This is a genomic window from Tannerella sp. (genome assembly GCF_030528505.1).
Taxonomy (GTDB): Bacteria; Bacteroidota; Bacteroidia; order Bacteroidales; family Tannerellaceae; genus Tannerella.
This window is the reverse complement of the sequence record NZ_JAUMYS010000036.1, coordinates 1-16,645: the sequence shown is the minus strand read 5'-3', so window position 1 is coordinate 16,645 and position 16,645 is coordinate 1. Positions and strand designations below refer to the sequence as shown.

The 16,645-nt window shown below is 50.5% G+C and carries 16 protein-coding genes; 6 read left to right on the top strand and 10 right to left on the bottom strand.

What is annotated here, in order from left to right; genetic code table 11:
* Window positions 1-10 precede the first annotated feature (10 nt).
* The 5 genes from Q4A89_RS07095 (at window position 11) to Q4A89_RS07075 (ending at window position 4,589) form a co-directional block, all read left to right on the top strand.
* Entirely contained in the window at window positions 11-799 is a 789-nt protein-coding gene (locus tag Q4A89_RS07095) for a ZIP family metal transporter (protein ID WP_303184549.1), read from the top strand.
* Between the two features lie 57 nt (window positions 800-856).
* On the top strand, window positions 857-1,183 hold the full coding sequence (locus Q4A89_RS07090; RefSeq protein WP_303184548.1) for a hypothetical protein: 327 nt from the start codon (window positions 857-859) through the stop codon (window positions 1,181-1,183).
* Between the two features lie 192 nt (window positions 1,184-1,375).
* A complete protein-coding gene (locus Q4A89_RS07085) occupies window positions 1,376-3,538 on the top strand; it encodes a TonB-dependent receptor (RefSeq protein ID WP_303184546.1) in 2,163 nt (720 codons plus the stop codon).
* Window positions 3,535-4,005: a DUF4625 domain-containing protein gene (locus Q4A89_RS07080; RefSeq protein WP_303184545.1), complete on the top strand. Its 471-nt coding sequence runs from the start codon at window positions 3,535-3,537 to the stop codon at window positions 4,003-4,005. Before Q4A89_RS07085 ends, Q4A89_RS07080 begins: the two co-directional genes overlap by 4 nt.
* A 95-nt stretch (window positions 4,006-4,100) precedes the next feature.
* Window positions 4,101-4,589, top strand: coding sequence for a DUF4625 domain-containing protein (locus Q4A89_RS07075; RefSeq protein ID WP_303184543.1), 489 nt, complete (start codon window positions 4,101-4,103; stop codon window positions 4,587-4,589).
* A gap of 575 nt (window positions 4,590-5,164) precedes the next feature.
* Here the strand turns inward: Q4A89_RS07075 and Q4A89_RS07070 are convergent.
* From Q4A89_RS07070 to dxs, 3 genes are read right to left on the bottom strand one after another with little or no spacing between them, the layout of a single operon-like run.
* Window positions 5,165-6,622: a TrkH family potassium uptake protein gene (locus Q4A89_RS07070; RefSeq protein WP_303184542.1), complete on the bottom strand. Its 1,458-nt coding sequence runs from the start codon at window positions 6,620-6,622 to the stop codon at window positions 5,165-5,167.
* A gap of 6 nt (window positions 6,623-6,628) precedes the next feature.
* Window positions 6,629-7,969: a Trk system potassium transporter TrkA gene (gene trkA / locus Q4A89_RS07065; RefSeq protein WP_303184540.1), complete on the bottom strand. Its 1,341-nt coding sequence runs from the start codon at window positions 7,967-7,969 to the stop codon at window positions 6,629-6,631.
* Window positions 7,966-9,894, bottom strand: a complete 1,929-nt coding sequence (gene dxs / locus Q4A89_RS07060; protein ID WP_303184539.1) for a 1-deoxy-D-xylulose-5-phosphate synthase — start codon at window positions 9,892-9,894, stop codon at window positions 7,966-7,968. The genes trkA and dxs overlap by 4 nt, the downstream gene beginning before the upstream one ends.
* A 325-nt stretch (window positions 9,895-10,219) precedes the next feature.
* Between dxs and Q4A89_RS07055 the strand changes: the two genes are divergently transcribed.
* On the top strand, window positions 10,220-11,218 hold the full coding sequence (locus Q4A89_RS07055; RefSeq protein ID WP_303184538.1) for a malate dehydrogenase: 999 nt from the start codon (window positions 10,220-10,222) through the stop codon (window positions 11,216-11,218).
* A gap of 400 nt (window positions 11,219-11,618) precedes the next feature.
* Here Q4A89_RS07055 and Q4A89_RS07050 read toward each other — a convergent pair whose 3' ends face one another.
* The 7 genes from Q4A89_RS07050 to Q4A89_RS07020 form a co-directional block, all read right to left on the bottom strand.
* Entirely contained in the window at window positions 11,619-12,005 is a 387-nt protein-coding gene (locus Q4A89_RS07050; RefSeq protein WP_303184537.1) for a hypothetical protein, read from the bottom strand.
* A gap of 142 nt (window positions 12,006-12,147) precedes the next feature.
* Window positions 12,148-12,585 (bottom strand): putative quinol monooxygenase, encoded by a 438-nt coding sequence (locus Q4A89_RS07045; RefSeq protein WP_303184536.1) that lies wholly within the window; start codon window positions 12,583-12,585, stop codon window positions 12,148-12,150.
* Window positions 12,586-12,649: 64 nt separating this feature from the next.
* The gene (gene trpS / locus Q4A89_RS07040) at window positions 12,650-13,642 is read right to left on the bottom strand and encodes a tryptophan--tRNA ligase (RefSeq protein ID WP_303184535.1); all 993 of its coding nucleotides are present in this window, start codon (window positions 13,640-13,642) and stop codon (window positions 12,650-12,652) included.
* Window positions 13,643-13,659: 17 nt separating this feature from the next.
* Entirely contained in the window at window positions 13,660-14,334 is a 675-nt protein-coding gene (locus Q4A89_RS07035; RefSeq protein WP_303184534.1) for a hypothetical protein, read from the bottom strand.
* Window positions 14,335-14,364: 30 nt separating this feature from the next.
* A complete protein-coding gene (locus Q4A89_RS07030) occupies window positions 14,365-15,039 on the bottom strand; it encodes a hypothetical protein (RefSeq protein WP_303184533.1) in 675 nt (224 codons plus the stop codon).
* 48 nt (window positions 15,040-15,087) lie between these two features.
* Complete coding sequence (yihA, locus tag Q4A89_RS07025) at window positions 15,088-15,693, bottom strand: ribosome biogenesis GTP-binding protein YihA/YsxC (RefSeq protein ID WP_303184564.1); 606 nt, start codon at window positions 15,691-15,693, stop codon at window positions 15,088-15,090.
* 179 nt (window positions 15,694-15,872) lie between these two features.
* Entirely contained in the window at window positions 15,873-16,376 is a 504-nt protein-coding gene (locus Q4A89_RS07020; protein ID WP_303184532.1) for a hypothetical protein, read from the bottom strand.
* Window positions 16,377-16,645 lie beyond the last annotated feature (269 nt).

The window sequence follows — 16,645 nt, the reverse complement described above, 5'->3', positions numbered from 1 at the left end:
CCGACAACAGATGAATGTACATATTGCTATCGGTCTGCTGATCCCTTTTCTGGGAACCTTACTCGGCGCAGCGATGGTCTTTCTGCTGAAAGACGAAATTTCGCTGCGCCTGCAAAAACTGCTGCTCGGCTTCGCCGCGGGCGTTATGATCGCAGCTTCCGTATGGTCGCTGCTCATTCCTTCGATCGAGATGGTCGGCAGCGACAGCGCCGTGCCGGCATGGCTGCCTGCCGCCGTGGGCTTTTTGGGCGGTATCGCCTTCCTGCTGCTGCTCGACAGTGTCATCCCTCACCTCCATCTCCATTCCGACCAGCCCGAAGGAATCGGGACACCCGGACTGAAACGGATGACGATGCTTATTTTCGCCGTTACGCTGCATAACATCCCCGAAGGAATAGCCGTGGGCGTTGTGTTCGCCGGTTTGATGGAAGGGTCGATGAATATCACGCTGACCGGCGCCATGGCACTCTCGATCGGTATCGCCATACAGAACTTCCCCGAAGGCGCCATCGTCTCCATGCCCCTTAAAAGCGCCGGACGCTCGCGCATGAAATCCTTTACGTACGGCGCCCTCTCCGGCATCGTCGAACCGATAGCCGGTATCATCACCATTTTGCTCACCTACATCATGCTTCCCGTGCTGCCTTATCTGCTCGCTTTTGCGGCCGGGGCGATGATCTACGTCGTAGTCGAAGAGCTCATTCCCGAGTCGCAGCGTGGTGCTCATACCGACATTGGCACCGTAGGCGTGGCCTTAGGCTTCGTGCTCATGATGGTGCTCGATGTGGCGCTGGGGTAGATTTGCATAATTGAAAAATATCGTTTTACTTTGCGTCCTCAACATTGCAGGAAGATCGTGATAACAAGTGCAAAAGGAAGAACCGTCGTCGCAACGTTGCTGCTGGCCGCGTTGCTGCCCGTCTTCGTGGTGAAAGCGTTTCACCGCCACGATGCGTGTGCGCACTCCTCTTGCTGTACGCACCACGAGCATGAGCAAACGGACTCGCACGACGATGACGATTGCTCCATCTGCCTCTTCCATCTCCTGCCTTTCACACAAAGCGAACTATTCCGGATCCGCGTCTTTACGCCTGTCGCCGACCGCGAGCCGGTGGCTGCCGTCTATGAAACCGTCCGCCCTCCTCTCTACACCTACGCCCTGCGCGCCCCACCGTGCGTTTGATTTAATTGTCAATGGTTATGCCCTTCGGGGGGTGAATTGTTGAGTTGTTGGCTGACGGCTAACTAAAATTACGAATGACAAATTACGAATTACGCCAGCTGACTACTGCCAGCTGTGTCTGATTGCTGCCAGCTGAATACTGACGGCTGAATGCTGATTGCTGACCGCTGACCGCTAACATAATAATTGTATATGAATATCAGATATCATTTGCTTCTGTTGCTTCTGTTGGTGGCACGCTCGGCCGATGTGCGGAGCGAAGCGCCGGACAGTATGAGACACGTGGCCTTGTCCGAAGTCGTGGTCTCCGAATCGTATCACCGGCAACAGCAGAAGACGACCGCGCTCACGCTCGACGTGGTGCGGAAAGACTTTCTTACCCGTCACTTCACGGGAAACCTCGTGCAGACGATGGAGAAGATTCCCGGCGTCCGTTCGATGGACATCGGCGCGGGCTTCTCGAAACCGGCTATTCGTGGCTTGGGCTTCAATCGCATTGCCGTTTCCGAAAACGGTATCAAGCAGGAGGGACAGCAATGGGGCAGCGACCACGGGCTGGAGATCGACGCGTTCAACGTCGAGGAGGTCAGGGTGCGTAAAGGCCCGTCGTCGCTCATCTTCGGCAGCGATGCCATGGGCGGCGTCATCGAAATTCTGCCGGCCGCGTGGCCTGCCGCGGATCAACTCTTCGGCGAGGCCGTCGTGCTCGGCAAATCGCTTAACGGCACGCTCGGAGGCTCGCTGATGCTCGGCTTGCGCCATGGCGCGTGGCTCATCAAGGCGCGTTTTTCGGAACAGCACTACGGCGACTATCGCGTCCCGACAGATACGATCGTTTACCTTACGCGGAAGATTCCCGTCTACGGTCGAAGACTGAAAAATACGGCCGGCATGGAGCGTAATGCGTCGTTTTTCGGGGGATACCGGAAAAATCGCTACCGCATGCATGTGACCGTCAGCAACGCTTACCAGAAGATGGGCTTTTTTCCCGGCGCGCACGGCGCTCCGGACTTGTCGCGCTTGCAGGACGACGGTAACAGCCGTGACATCGCACTGCCCTACAGCCTCGTGAATCACTTCAAAGTGATGACGCATCAGCAGTATACGCCCGACGATCTCATTCTCTCGGCCGATCTCGGCTATCAGTATAATCATCGGGAAGAATGGAGCGCCTTTCATACCCATTACGACGCGCAACCTCTGCCGGCCCACGACCCCGACAAGGAGCTGGAGTTTCGTCTGCATACGTTCAGCGGTGCGCTCAAAGCGCGTCTGCTGCGTCATGTATCGTGGGAACATACGGCCGGGCTCGACGTGCAGGCGCAAAAGAACGACATCGCCGGATACGCCTTTCTCCTGCCCGAATACAGACGTTTCACCGCGGGAGCCTACTGGCTCTCGGCCTACCGTCCCACCCGTCAGCTTACGCTCAACGGCGGCGTACGTTATGACTTCGGGCAGATCGATATCGCTCCCTCCGACGATCCTTTTCTGGCCGAGTACCTGCGTCGTCAAGGGCATACCGACGAGCAAATCAAACGCTACGAACGACGGAGCTACGCCGTGAACCGCACGTTCGGCGATTATTCCTTCTCGGCCGGTATCGTGTGGAATCCGTCGACGTTTCATCTGTTCAAGGCTAACATCGGGCGCAGCTTTCGCTTGCCCGGTGCGAACGAATTGGCGTCGAACGGCGTGCATCACGGTACTTTCCGTCACGAGCAGGGCGATGCCACCCTTCGCTCCGAGCGAGGCTGGCAATTCGACGCGTCTTATAGCCTGACACGCGAAGGACTTGAACTAACGGTATCGCCCTTCGTCAGCCTCTTCGACCGTTACATTTATCTTCAGCCCACGGGCGAGTGGTCGGCGCTGCCTCATGCCGGGCAGGTTTACCGTTATACCCCCGCGCGGGCGTTGTTTGCGGGCGGAGAAATCGCGTTCGATCTCGATCTGCCGCTTGGATTTCACTACCGTTTCGGCGGCGAGTATGTGTATACCCGCAATCGCGATACGCATACGGCGCTCAGCTTCTCGCCGCCGCCCTCCATGCGTCAAACGCTGAGTTGGGGCTTCAAACGCTTCCGAACGTATGTCGAATGGCAGAGCATGGCTGCCCAGCACCGCATCGCCCGCAACGAAGATGTGACGCCGGGGGCTCAGCTGTTGCATGCCGGAGCCAGCGTAGACCTTGCCGTGGCCGGCACTACGGTCGAACTGTCGCTAAGCGCCCGCAATCTGTTCGACACGAAATATTTTAATCATTTAAGTTTTTACAGGAAAGTAGAAATCCCGGAACCGGGACGAAACTTCCAATTATATATTAAAGTACCATTTAAAAAATTAGTAAGATGAGAAAAAAGTTTTCTTTTACAGCCGTTTGCTTGTTGGCGTTCGGTTTGTTTGTGTGTGCCTCTGCGGAAGATAAGCCGGATGTGACAAAGCCCGTCATTCAGTTGAATGTACCGGAAGAAGGAGGAGTGCTGTTTATTGGCCGAGCGTATGAATACGTCGTTCATTTCGATATGGATATCTCGGACGATGTGATGCTGAAGTCGTATGAAGTCGAAGTGAAAGGCAATTTCAAATCTAAAAAAGCGAAGAGTGCTAAAGACACGACGGTAGTGCTCTCCTTCAAGCAGGAATACGATGTTTCGGGAAAAAATAAGGAGCATATCCATCATCACGACATCAAAATTCCGATCCGAACGAAGCCGGGCAAGTATCTGATGACGGTGATCTGCCGCGATGCCGCCGGAAATGAAACACGCCTGGAACGTAATTTTATGTTCAAGAAAGAAGAAGAGCTCAATAGTAAATAAATTCATGATTGGATTTTACGGAAAGAAAAAAATACTAACCGGAATATCATATTCAAATTAATCCATATAATGTATCATTTAAAAAAATCAGTAAGATGAGAAAAAAGTTTTATTTTTCAGCAGTCTGCCTGTTGGCAGCCGGTTCGTTCATGTTCATGTCTTGCAACAAAGACGAGAAAGCGGATGTCACGAAACCGGAGATCAAGTTGAATGCTCCCAAAGAAGGGGCTGTGTTAAAAATCGGCGATAAGCACGGCGTGCATTTCGACATGGATTTGTCGGACGATGTGATGCTGAAGTCGTATCTGATCGAAATACACAGTAATTTCGATAATCATACCCACACGAAATCGGGCGACGGCACGGTGGCGTTCGCTTTCAAGAAAAGTTACGACGTGTCGGGGAAGAAAAACGCGCATATCCATCATCACGACATCAAAATTCCGGAGAACGCCACACCCGGTAAATATCACCTGATGGTGTATTGTACCGATGCGGCCGGAAACGAGCAGCGCATTCCCGAACGTAATATCGTGTTGAGTAAAGACGCGCCGGACCACGATCATCATCACCATGATCATTAAGTCGAGGTAGCGACGCTTAGTGTTGTCGTAGAGCTATCTGCCGGAGCAAGGTCTTTGCCGTAGCATGAAAAAAGAGAGCGATGTGTCAAAACTATGATTGATGGCACATCGCTTTTGTTTTATCCCGGATTCCGCAATAGAACAAATCATAATGAATTTAATTCAGGCTTTCAGCCCTCTGAATAGGGTGCGGACATCGATACCCCACTCTTACGGGATGGGGCTGAAATAATTCGGGCTTTCAGCCCTTGTATGCCTTGCGGGCGTTGAGTTGTTGAAATGTTTATTTGTTGAGTTGAATGTTAAACAACAAACACCTAAACAACTAAACATCCGAAGGACTGAACGCTGAAGGCTGATTGCTGTAAAAGCCCTGAAAGGGCGCCTTAATTCAGCCCAATGCGAAGCGTTGGGGAAAAGGCATCGCATCCCGGCGGAGGGCTGTAAGCCTGAATTATAATTGTTAATGGTTAATTGTCAATTGTTATGCATGGTACACGCCGCATCATGTAGCCGGTATGACAATTAACATTAAATAATGGTACACGCCGAACTGTGTATCGCGTAATTTGGGTTTATCGTTTCCAGAAGCCGGGCAGGAGAATCGTCAGGATCGTAAAAATTTCCAGACGTCCGGTCATCATCAGAAACGAGAGCAGCCATTTAGGAAAGGCTGACAGTGCCGCGAGGTTTCCGTCGGCATATTGTCCGAGCGCCGGCCCGACGTTTCCTACAGCACTGACCGATACCCCCATGGCTTCTTCAAAAGTCAGCCCGTCGAGGAGCAGTACTGCTACTCCCAACAGAATCAGTCCGACATAGACGAATGCAAAGGTCGAAACCCGCTGCACAATGTGCGACGGAATGATCTGACCGCTCATGCGGATCGGCAGCACGGCATTGGGGTGCGTTTGCTTCTTGAACTCGTTGAGCATGTTTTTGATCAGGATCACAAAGCGTCCCATCTTTAATCCGCCGCTGGTCGATCCGGCACAGCCGGCTACGACCGAAACAAAGAGCACGATTATCGTGAAGAAAGAGCCCCAATTCGTATAATCGGCCGTCAGATATCCGGTGGTCGAGATCAGGGAGGCGATTTGAAAGAACGACTGGCGAAAAGCGTGTTCTATGTTCGTTTCATGATTCCGAACAAGCAACCACACGGTTACAAAGACGGTGGCCGTGCCAATTACGGCATAGAACCAGTGGAGCTCTTCGTCGTGCACGAGTTTATGCCAATGCCTGCGTAGCGAAAAATAAAGCAGGGTGATATTCGTGGCGCCGATGCACATGCCGAAACAAATCACATACTCGATGTACGGAGACTGCCAATAGGCAATGCTCGCGTTTTTGGTGGAATAGCCACCGGTCGAGACGGTCGTCAGCGCATGATTGATGGCATCATAAGCGTCCATCGGACCGATCCAGAGCAGTCCGAAAACAACGCTTGTGATCAGCAGGTAAATACCGAAGAGGCGTTTGGCCACCTGCGTGATGCGCGGCAGGAAGCGCTCGTGGGTGATGCTCGGTGTCTCGGCATCGAACAGCTGAGAGGCTGTGCCGCCGAAAATAGGCATCAGCGCAACGGTAAACACGATGATGCCGATACCGCCCTGCCATTGCGTCAGACTGCGCCAGAAGAGCAGTCCTTTCGGCAACGCCTCGATGTCGGTCACGATCGTCGCCCCGGTGGTCGTGAAGCCCGACATGGTTTCGAAGAAGGCATCCGTTACATTGTCGATGTAGCCGCTTATCAGATAAGGCATCATACCGAGGAAGGCAAACATCACCCACATAAGTGCTACACTGAGCATACCTTCCCGGCGTCCGGAACGGTCGTCGTTCCCTTTTCGCCCGATCAGGTACAGAAGAAGCCCCGTGCCGGACATGATTCCACTCGAAATGAGCAACGGATAAAAATCGCATCCGTCGTACCACAAGGCCACACCGGTTGCCGCCAGCATAAAAATACTTTCAAGCAGATGAGTCATTCCCAGCAGCTTGACGATATATCGTGTGTTCAGTTTAAACATCGCCGATCAGTTGAAATAATCTTTGAGTTTACGCATGGCCGATTCGAAACAGAAGACCATCACCCGGTCGTTGGCCTGAATCTGCGTACTGCCCTCCACCATCATCGGGACACCGTCGCGAATCATTCCTCCGAGTGTCAAATCTTTCGGTAGATGCAAGCTCTTCACCGGTTTTTTGGTGATGCGCGAGCCGGGTTTGGCTACGAGCTCCGCCACATCGGTGTTGGCAAAAGCGAGACATTTGACATTCGAGACATCGGCATCGAGCAGAAACTGGTAGATATGGCTCGCCGCAATCAGTTTCTTGTTGATGACCGAACCGATATCCATCTTCGAAGCCAACGGAACATAATCGAGGTTTTCGACCTGTGCGATCGTTTTGTAAACCCCGAACCGTTTGGCGGCCAGACAAGCCAGGATATTCGTGCTCGAGTTTTCTGTCAGTGCGACAAATGCTTGCGTATTAAGTATTCCTTCCTGACGCAGGAGGTCGGTGTCGCGCCCGTCACCATGGATCACCAGTACGTTCTTGGGTACCTTCTCGGAGATCTGTACACACTTTTCGCGGTCGGCTTCGATGATCTTGATATGGATGTGATCCGGCATGTATTGGCTGGCACGGATGGCAATGCGGCCTCCCCCCATGATGATGATGTTTTTTACTTCCGGATTTTGCTTGCCGGTTTTCATGCGTACTTCTTCGATCCATTCGCGTGTCGTGGTAACGAAGATAATATCGCCCGATTCGATATGGTCCCGTCCACCGGGGATAATCATCTCGTGTCCCCGCTGAATAGCGACAATATGATAGAGCTTCCGGTTATTTGCCAGCAGCTGAATCAATGTTTGATTGATGATCGGCGCATCGTCGCGTACTTTGATACCCAAAAGGATGAGGTGTCCTCCGAACAGCTCCCAGTATTGGCGTGTCCACGGACGTTTGATGGCTGCTACAATCTCTTTGGCCGCCAACATCTCCGGATAAATCATCGAGTCGACACCGATTTTTTCAAACAATTCTTTATTCTTGGGCAGGAGATATTCGTAATTATTGATCCGGGCGAATGTTTTCTGGGCGCCCAGATTGTGCCCGAGCATACACGCTGTGATATTCGTGGTTTCTTCGGGGGTCACGCTGACAAACAGGTTGGCTTTGCTCACACCGGCCTCTTCGAGATCGCGGAGCGACGTCGGATTGCCTGTGAACGGTAATATTTCCATCCCTGAACGGGCAAAAGCCAGCTTGTGTTCGTCTGTATCCATGAGCGTGATGTCATGTTTTTCTCTCGACAGCATCTTGGCCAGATGGGTGCCGACCTCTCCTGCGCCTGCAATAAGGACTCTCATATTTCGATTACGGCTTGTTGGTTTTCTTTCCGGGTTAAGCGAATCGTTTGGAAAATGCTTTCCGCGTCCATGCCACATTCTTTGAATAGCTCCGGTATGCTTCCGTGTTCAACGAATTGATCCGGAATGCCGATACGTCTGATGCGCGGCGTATAACCGTGTTCAGTCATGAACTCGGCGACAGCGGTGCCCAGCCCGCCGATAACGGTTCCGTTCTCGACGGTGATGATCTGTGCAAATCGTTTCCCGACGTCGTGCAGCAAGGCTTCGTCGAGCGGTTTGAGGAAAATCATGTCGTAATGAGCGACTGATAAGCCTTCTTGCTCGGCCATTTGAACGGCTTTAATCACTTCGTTCCCAATCGAACCGATAGAAAGCACCGCTACATCGCTTCCCTCATGCAGTTGTCTGCCTTTGCCGATGGGAAGCACCTCCATCGTATTTTGCCAGTTCTCCAGTTCTCCTTTTCCGCGGGGGTAACGGATGACGAACGGTCCGTCCGGGGTTTGGTATGCGGTGTACATCAGGTTACGCAAATCGATCTCGTTGAGTGGTGATGAGATGACGAGATTGGGGATCGGTCGGAGGTAGGCCAGGTCGAAGGCACCGTGGTGCGTCTTTCCGTCTTCACCCACCAGCCCTGCCCGATCGAGGCAAAAAATGACATGCAATTTCAGGATGGCTACGTCGTGAATCACTTCATCGTAACCGCGTTGCATGAACGAAGAATAGATGTTGCAGAAAGGAATCATTCCTTCCTTGGCCAAGCCTGCGGAGAATGTCACGGCATGCCCTTCGGCAATACCTACGTCAAAGGCGCGATCGGGGAACGCTTTCATCATGAAGCCCATTGAGCAGCCTGTCGGCATGGCGGGAGTAATCCCCACGATGCGTTTGTCTTTTTCGGCCAGTTCGACTAACGTATGTCCGAATACATCCTGATAGAGCTGAGGCTGGTTGAGGCGTTCGGGTACGATGCGGCGCCCGGTCTCTTTGTCGAAACAGCCCGGAGCATGCCATTCGATAGCAGACTGTTCGGCCGGCTCAAAGCCTTTTCCTTTCTTCGTTTTGATATGCAACAGCTTAGGCCCTTGCATATCTTTGATGTCGTTGAGCTTCTGTACTAAATTGTTCACGTCGTGTCCGTCGACCGGGCCGAAATAGCGAATACTGAAACCTTCGAAGAGGTTGTGCTGTCGATTAATCAGCGCTTTCAGGCTGTTGTTGAAGCGGAGAATATTTTCCCGCCGGTCTTCCGAAATCAGATTGAGCTTTCGGAGCTTGCGGTACACATCGTAGCGAATCTTATTGTACGTTTGGCTCGTCGTAATGTCGACGAGGTAGCGGCTCAGTCCGCCGACGCTATTGTCGATGGACATGTCGTTATCGTTTAGGATAATCAGCAAGTTATTCGGGTTGGCCGAGGCATTGTTCAGCCCTTCGAAAGCAAGTCCTCCTGTCATGGCGCCATCGCCGATGACTGCTACGACGTGACGGTGAGACTCGTTGTTTATTTCGAACGCGGTGGCCATGCCGAGCGCCGCTGAGATGGAGTTGGAGGCGTGTCCGGCAATAAAAGCGTCGTATTCGCTTTCCTGCGGGCTCGGGAAGCCGCTAAGTCCTTTATACCGCCGCAAGGTATGGAAAGCTTCGCGTCGTCCGGTCAATATCTTGTGTCCGTAGGCTTGATGTCCTACATCCCAGACGATTCGGTCGTCAGGCGTGTCGAATACATAATGCAGTGCAACAGCCAGTTCGACCGTGCCCAAGTTGGCTCCTAAATGTCCCGGCGTCTTAGATAACACGTCGATGATATACTGTCGCAACTCTGCACATACGTCTTCGAGCCGGTTAGCCGGCAGGTTCCGTAGATCGGCCGGACAGTTAATCTGTTCTAGTAAGCTTTCTTGCTTGTTTGTAGTCATCCTTTCTTCCTTTTTCTTGCAAAAGTACGGAATTTAGTGTAGATAAAAACGACAATTTGTTCCGAAAATCGCATGAAGAGAGCCTGAAAAAGACAGATTGAACGGTAAACCCAATCTGTTTTGTTTTGTAAATGAGCTTGATCGAGCTTGAAGCTCAACCTTCTTCGCTTTGTTTTTTCAGCCTCTTGAGGCATGTTGCAGCGTGATTTTCTTTCTTTTTATCTTTTCCGGATAAATTCAATACGGAAAAATTTCTTTATTAAAAAACAAATCGTACATTTGTACCGTTCTGAAACATTTTACTAACATAAAAATAAACAAGACTATGGGATTCTTAACGAACGAAAAACTGACGATTGTCGGTGCCGGTGGAATGATTGGTTCCAATATGGCACAGACGGCTGCGATGATGAGACTGACTCCGAACATTTGTTTGCAGGATGTGTATGAACCCGCTTTGGAGGGCGTGTACGAAGAGATGCGTCATTGCGGATTCGAGGGCATGAACTTCACGTATACCACTTGCCCGGAAGAGGCTTTCAAAGACGCGAAATACGTGATTTCGTCGGGCGGTGCCGCGCGTAAAGCCGGTATGACACGCGAAGATTTGCTTAAAGGAAACGCCGAAGTAGCTGAGCAACTGGGTAAGAACATCAAGCAATATTGTCCCGATTGCAAGCATGTAGTCGTTATTTTTAATCCGGCAGATATTACGGGGTTGATTACGCTCGTTTACTCAGGCTTGAAACCTTCGCAGGTAACGACGCTGGCAGGACTTGATTCGACGCGTCTGCAAAGCGAGTTGGCGAAGTATTTCAAATTGCCGCAGAGCGCCGTTACAGGATGCTGTACGTTTGGCGGACACGGTGAGCAAATGGCTGTTTTTGCCTCGACGGCAAAAATCGACGGTACACCGCTGGTCGACCTGATCGGAACAGACAAATTGCCGGCTGAAGAATGGGCTGCGTTGCAACAGCGCGTGACCAAGGGCGGCGCCAATATTATCAACTTGCGCGGACGTTCTTCGTTCCAAAGCCCGGCTTACGTATCGGTCGAGATGATACGTGCTGCCATGGGTGGAGAGGCGTTCCGCTGGCCGGCAGGCACTTACGTGTCGTCGGGCGGATTCGACCATATCATGATGGCGATGCCTGTCGAAATCACGAAAGACGGATGTACATATAAAGATGTAGAGGGTACGCTTTCGGAGATGGCCGACCTGAAAAAGAGCTACGAGCATCTTTGCGCCATGCGCGACGAAGTGATCGGATTCGGTGTCTTGCCTCCGGTTGCAGAGTGGAATAAAGTGAATCCACATTTATAAAAAATTGATCGCTCCCGGAAAGGTTGGGGCTTCGGACAAGACGGCACAACCACAAGGGAGCATGCTTATGCTCAGCCATTGGGTGTTTTTGTATGCTTATGAAAGAGGGTGTGTCGAAACGCAATGTTTGGGCACACCCTCTTCAGGTGTGTAAGAATGGGTGAAATGCAAGGCGCTAAGGATGAGGGTGAGGGAGCATACTAAGGTATGTGACCGAGCTCTCATTCCGCAAGCAACGAAGCAGTTTGCCCGTTATGACACACCACCATTTTTTCTATTCGGTAGATTCGGAACGAACGGGTAAATCATTTTTTCCGAATACGTGGTGTCTAATAACGAAAAAAGCCACCTTTTCTGTTTAGGAAAAGGCAGCCTTTTTCGATCTTCGAAAAATAGATATTTATTTCGATGTCATTTTCTGAGCTGCTTCAGTCAGCTTCTTTGCAGCATCCTGAAATTTCTGAGCCTGTTCCGGAGTCAGGTTAGCTATTTCTTTCTGCAAGTCGGCAGCCAAATTTTGCACTTTCTGACCGAGTTCAGCCATTTTCTGTGTTGCTTCAGCATCGCCGGCAGCTACTTTTTCGTACAAAGGCACCATTTCATCTACAAGGCTCAGATACTGATCCAGAGCACTTCCTTCGGCAGGAGCTTGAGCAGCTTCGGGAGCAGGAGCTTCCGTTGCTACGGGTTCTGTCGTTTCACCTTCGGTTGTTTCAGCTTTCTTACCACCGCAAGCAACCATCATAACCATGGCCGAAGCCATCATAAACATTGAAATCTTTTTCATCTCTTTAAAAATTTAAAATCCTGATTGATATTTCTTATTTGCGCGACAAAGGTAAAAAGAAAAAAAAAGTTTCACAACATAAAAAAAATATTTTTTCTTTTTCTCTTTAAAAAAAACGTTTTTGTCCGGATGGATTGGCCGGTTAAAATTGCTCAACCAGTAAGTCACCGTCCAACAAATCTTTTATGGCGTCGGCAAAAGTTTTAAAATGTTCGGACGAAGCATGGGCTTCGAATGCGGCCGTATCTTTATATTCTTCGTAAAAGATAAAGGCGGCAGGCTGTTCCGGCGACTGATAAAGGGTGTAGCTGACATTACCTTCTTCGGCGCGAGTGGCTTCAACCAGTTTCTTTGCCACCTCGAGAAATGCTTTTTCTTTTCCGCTTTTTACGGTAACGCGTGCCACAATGATTTTCTTTTCTCTCACTGGCTGAGCTGCCCGAATCGAATCGCAGGCTGCCTGTACGGCAACGGCTACTTTTTCGGCGCACAAGGCGTCGGCTTCTACACTTTTTCCTCCATTGCACGACAGCGTCCCGAGCAGTACAACGGTCATCAAAAATAATCCAGTCTTTTTCATTTTTATTTTATGTTTTAAAATTAGTACAGGCGTAAAAGATGAATTGTCCTTTTTGTCGACGATTTTATCGGTAAGATTTGAAGCCGATGATACGACGTACTTCATCGATCGTAGCCGCGGCGCTGGCCGATGCTTTTTCGGCTCCCTCGGCCGCGATCTTGTCGAGATACGCTTGATCGGCGGCGATGTCGTTGATGCGTTCGCGAATCGGCGCACAAAACGCGTTGATATCGGCGGCGAGCTGCTTTTTCATGTCGCCGTAGCGGATTTCGCAGTTATTGTATTTCTCGTCGAAATAGGTATACGTCTCTTGAGTCGATACGATCTCCATCATGGTGAAGAGGTTCTGAATCACTTCGGGCTTCTCGCTGTTCGGCACTGTGGGGCCGGAGTCTGTGACGGCTTTCATCACTTTCTTATGGATCGTTTTTTCGTCATCGGCCAGATAGATGGCATTGCCTTCGCTTTTTCCCATCTTGCCCGATCCGTCGAGTCCGGGAACTTTTACGGCCTTGTCGGAGAGGTAGAACGATGCCGGTTCGGGGAAGAAGTCGACTTCGTAAATCATGTTGAAGCGACGGGCGCATTTACGTGCCATCTCCATATTCTGTTCCTGATCTTTCCCGACAGGCACTTTGGCCGCGCGATGAATCAAGATGTCGGAAGCCATGAGCGTAGGGTAGGTCAAGAGACCCGCGTTGACGTTGTTAGGCTGTGTGCGTACTTTCTCCTTGAATGTCGTCACGCGTTCCAATTCTCCCAGATAGGCGTTCATATTGAGGTAGAGATAGAGTTCGAGTACCTCGTGCACATCACTTTGCACATAGATGGTGGCCTTTTGCGGATCGAGGCCGCAGGCCAGATATTCGGCGAGGATGGTTTTCACGCTTTGGCGGATATGTTCCGGTCGCGGATGGGTGGTGAGTGAGTGCCAGTCGGCAATAAAGAAAAAACACCGATACTCATCCTGCATGCGCAAAAAACTTTTGACCGCTCCGAAGTAATTGCCCAAGTGTAAGTTACCTGTGGGGCGGATGCCGCTTACTACTGTTTCCATATTTTTATGTTCATTTTTTATTTCATCCAATATAATAAGGCTATGATCCCGATGATCAGGAGGGTGATGGCCGTGAGTACAAGCACGGTGAGCATCATTCGTTTACGGGGCGACATGGTTTTGCCCAGATGTATACGCTGATCGAAGTGACCGTAGATGTCTTTTTTATTTTTGTCCCGATAGCTTGGGGAGAAGTCGACGAATCGTCTTTTGTTTTTGTTGCGTGCTTCGTGGCCGCAAGTGCCGGCGATGGTATTCTCGTACCATGCCTGTCGATCCTGATCGAATCCGGTGATGGCTCGTTGCAGGCTTTCTTCAAAATCGTCGAGGTTTGTGTAGCAGGTACTTACTTTGTACAGATCGACGTAGATTTTCATGTCGGCGAAGTCGGAGATTTGCAGGAAGTGAATCCATTCGTCGAACAGGGGCAGGCACGAGGTGTAATATTTTTCGATGTAGCTTCGTCGTCCCGTAGCCCGTGTGAGGGCTTTCAGTTTATCGAGTGCTATGCTTGTATCGTCGGGTATCGTACGGGTATGTGCCGCCTGTTTGATTTTTTTGCTGTAGTGCCGGATATCGTCTTCGCTTAAAAGCATGAGCCAAAAGAAGGGCAGGGGATTACCTCCTTCGAAGAGAGGGGCTTCCTGACCGTCTCGTTGTTTGGCAAAAACGCATGCACTTCGGCTTTCCATTGCGGTACGGATTGCTTTTCGAAAGATCGGTTATGGGTTGATCTGCATCAGCTTTTGTACGGCAGCGTCGTTACGCTGTTTGAGCAGATCGATGGTTTTGCCTCCGTCGTATGCCATGTAATAGGCCAGATTGAGCAGGCGTTTTTTTACCAAAATGCAGTTGGCGGCGCTGATCACGGTCGATTCCTTACCGTCTTCCTGCCGGTATTTCATCAGCACGATCATTGTCAGTACATCGGGGTGAGGACTGTATTTCTCGATGATGGCAGGCTGTCCGATCATCAAGGTGTTATATACGTCTTCGACTTGCCGGCCGAGTTCCTGCCAGTTGGTGCCTACGAGGCTTTGTTCGAGTTGCTGTTGCATGAGGGGCAGGTCGGTCGCGGAGGCTTCGTAGTTTTCGCGATTGTAGTCACCGTAGAGCATGAAGTAATTATCGAACGAAAACGTTCCCAGACTGTCGATCCGTTGATGTATTTTGTCGTTCAGATAGTATCCGAGCAAGGGGCCGCTTTCGCGATATTTCTGCGTGAAAGCCTGCACACGAGGGTGAAGGCGACATTCTTTCATTCCGTCGATGGTGGGGAGGCAGATGTTTACGTATCCGTACCATTCCGAATTGTTACAAGCGTCGTTTTTCCTCTTTCCCGACGAGGAGCATCCGATAAGCAGCACGAGCGAAAGTACTCCGATGATCTTTTTCATTTTTTCTTTGTTCTGTTCATGCCCGCAAAGATACATAAAAAAGTTAAATCAGGGGGTTCTTGTCTGCCGATTAATTTCGTCGATATAATGGAGGATTTCTTCGCGTCCGTTCCTGTTTTCGGACGAGGAGGTAAGGATAGGCGGCAGCTCTTCCCACGTCTCGAGCATTTTTTGACGATAGGTGTCGAGATTTTCCTGCAGGCGTCCTTTGCCGATTTTGTCGGTTTTGGTGAAGATGATGGCAAAGGGGACTTCGTTTTCGCCGAGCCATTCCATGAATTCGAGATCGATTTTCTGCGGTGCGTGCCGGCAGTCGAGCAACACGAAGAGGCAGGTCAGTTGGGGGCGGCGCAGGATATACGATTCGATGATGCGTCGCAGGTTTTCGCGATTTTCTTTGCCTCGCTGTGCGTAGCCGTAGCCGGGGAGGTCGACGAGATACCAGTCGTCGTTGATGATGAAGTGATTGATCAGTTGCGTCTTGCCGGGCTTCTGCGAGGTCATGGCCAATCGTTTGCGCGCGGTGAGCATATTGATCAACGACGATTTGCCGACGTTCGACCGTCCGATAAAGGCATATTCCGGGCGTGTGCCGTCGGGGCATTTCTGCACGTCGGTATTGCTGATGACAAATTCCGCACTTTTGATTTCCATCATGATTTTCTTCGTTTATTTCATTCTGTTGTCGTCCGCTCTTTTCGAGTCGGGTTTCTATCTGCTTGACGGGGCAAAGATACGAGATCGGGGGGAATAAATAAAACGGGTGTCGAAGAATCACTCCCCAACACCCGTCGTTCATAGTTAAACACGTTTCACCCTAAAAAAGGATATATTTAAATAGGTTGGTTGTTATCGTCCGGTGCCGGTGTTTCGGATGTTTTTCGATTGCGCGGAAAGAATTGTTTCAGTTCTTTGCGTTTGTCTTCGAATCCGGGTACGGACGTTTTGGCTTTATAGCACGTATAGGAATAATCGTCGAGGGCTGCCTGATAATTATCGAAATCGTGCAATGTCTTGTTGTTTTTCAGTCCTGTCACCAGATTTTGCAGCCGCAGAATCAGGTCTTCCATTGCGTTGCGCGACTGATAATCCCGTTCGAATTCCACCCAATCTACGTCGGGACTGCGCAACGACGGACTGATTTGTGCATAGTCTCTGACTTTGTTGATCAGCAATTTGTTCTGCTCGTTTACTCGTCCGTAACGGCTCCGGTCGTCTCCGGTCAGATTGACGATCAGTCCCGCCAGTTCGTTTTCCAAATTCGTTACTAAAACATGGCTGCGTTCCAATTGCTCTTCGCCCGGATGCGCTGCCATTAAGTTTTTCATCGTGGCCATTTCTACCTCCTTTTTTAATTTATGAAATCGATTTGCGCGTAAATATACGTCGTGTTTTGTTCTTTTCCAAATAAAAATCGATTTTTTTTTGATTTCGATGTGTTTTTCCGATTTTCCGCCGGATATTTCTGCGCTTTCGGAATAGATGTCTTATGCTTCGTCCTATTCCGGAGATGTTCGATGATCCCTTTCGCACGTTCCGTTTCATGGTTTGGATGATTCGGAAGTGCTTTTTGAGGTTCCGTTTCACCTGTTTCGTGTTCCGGATG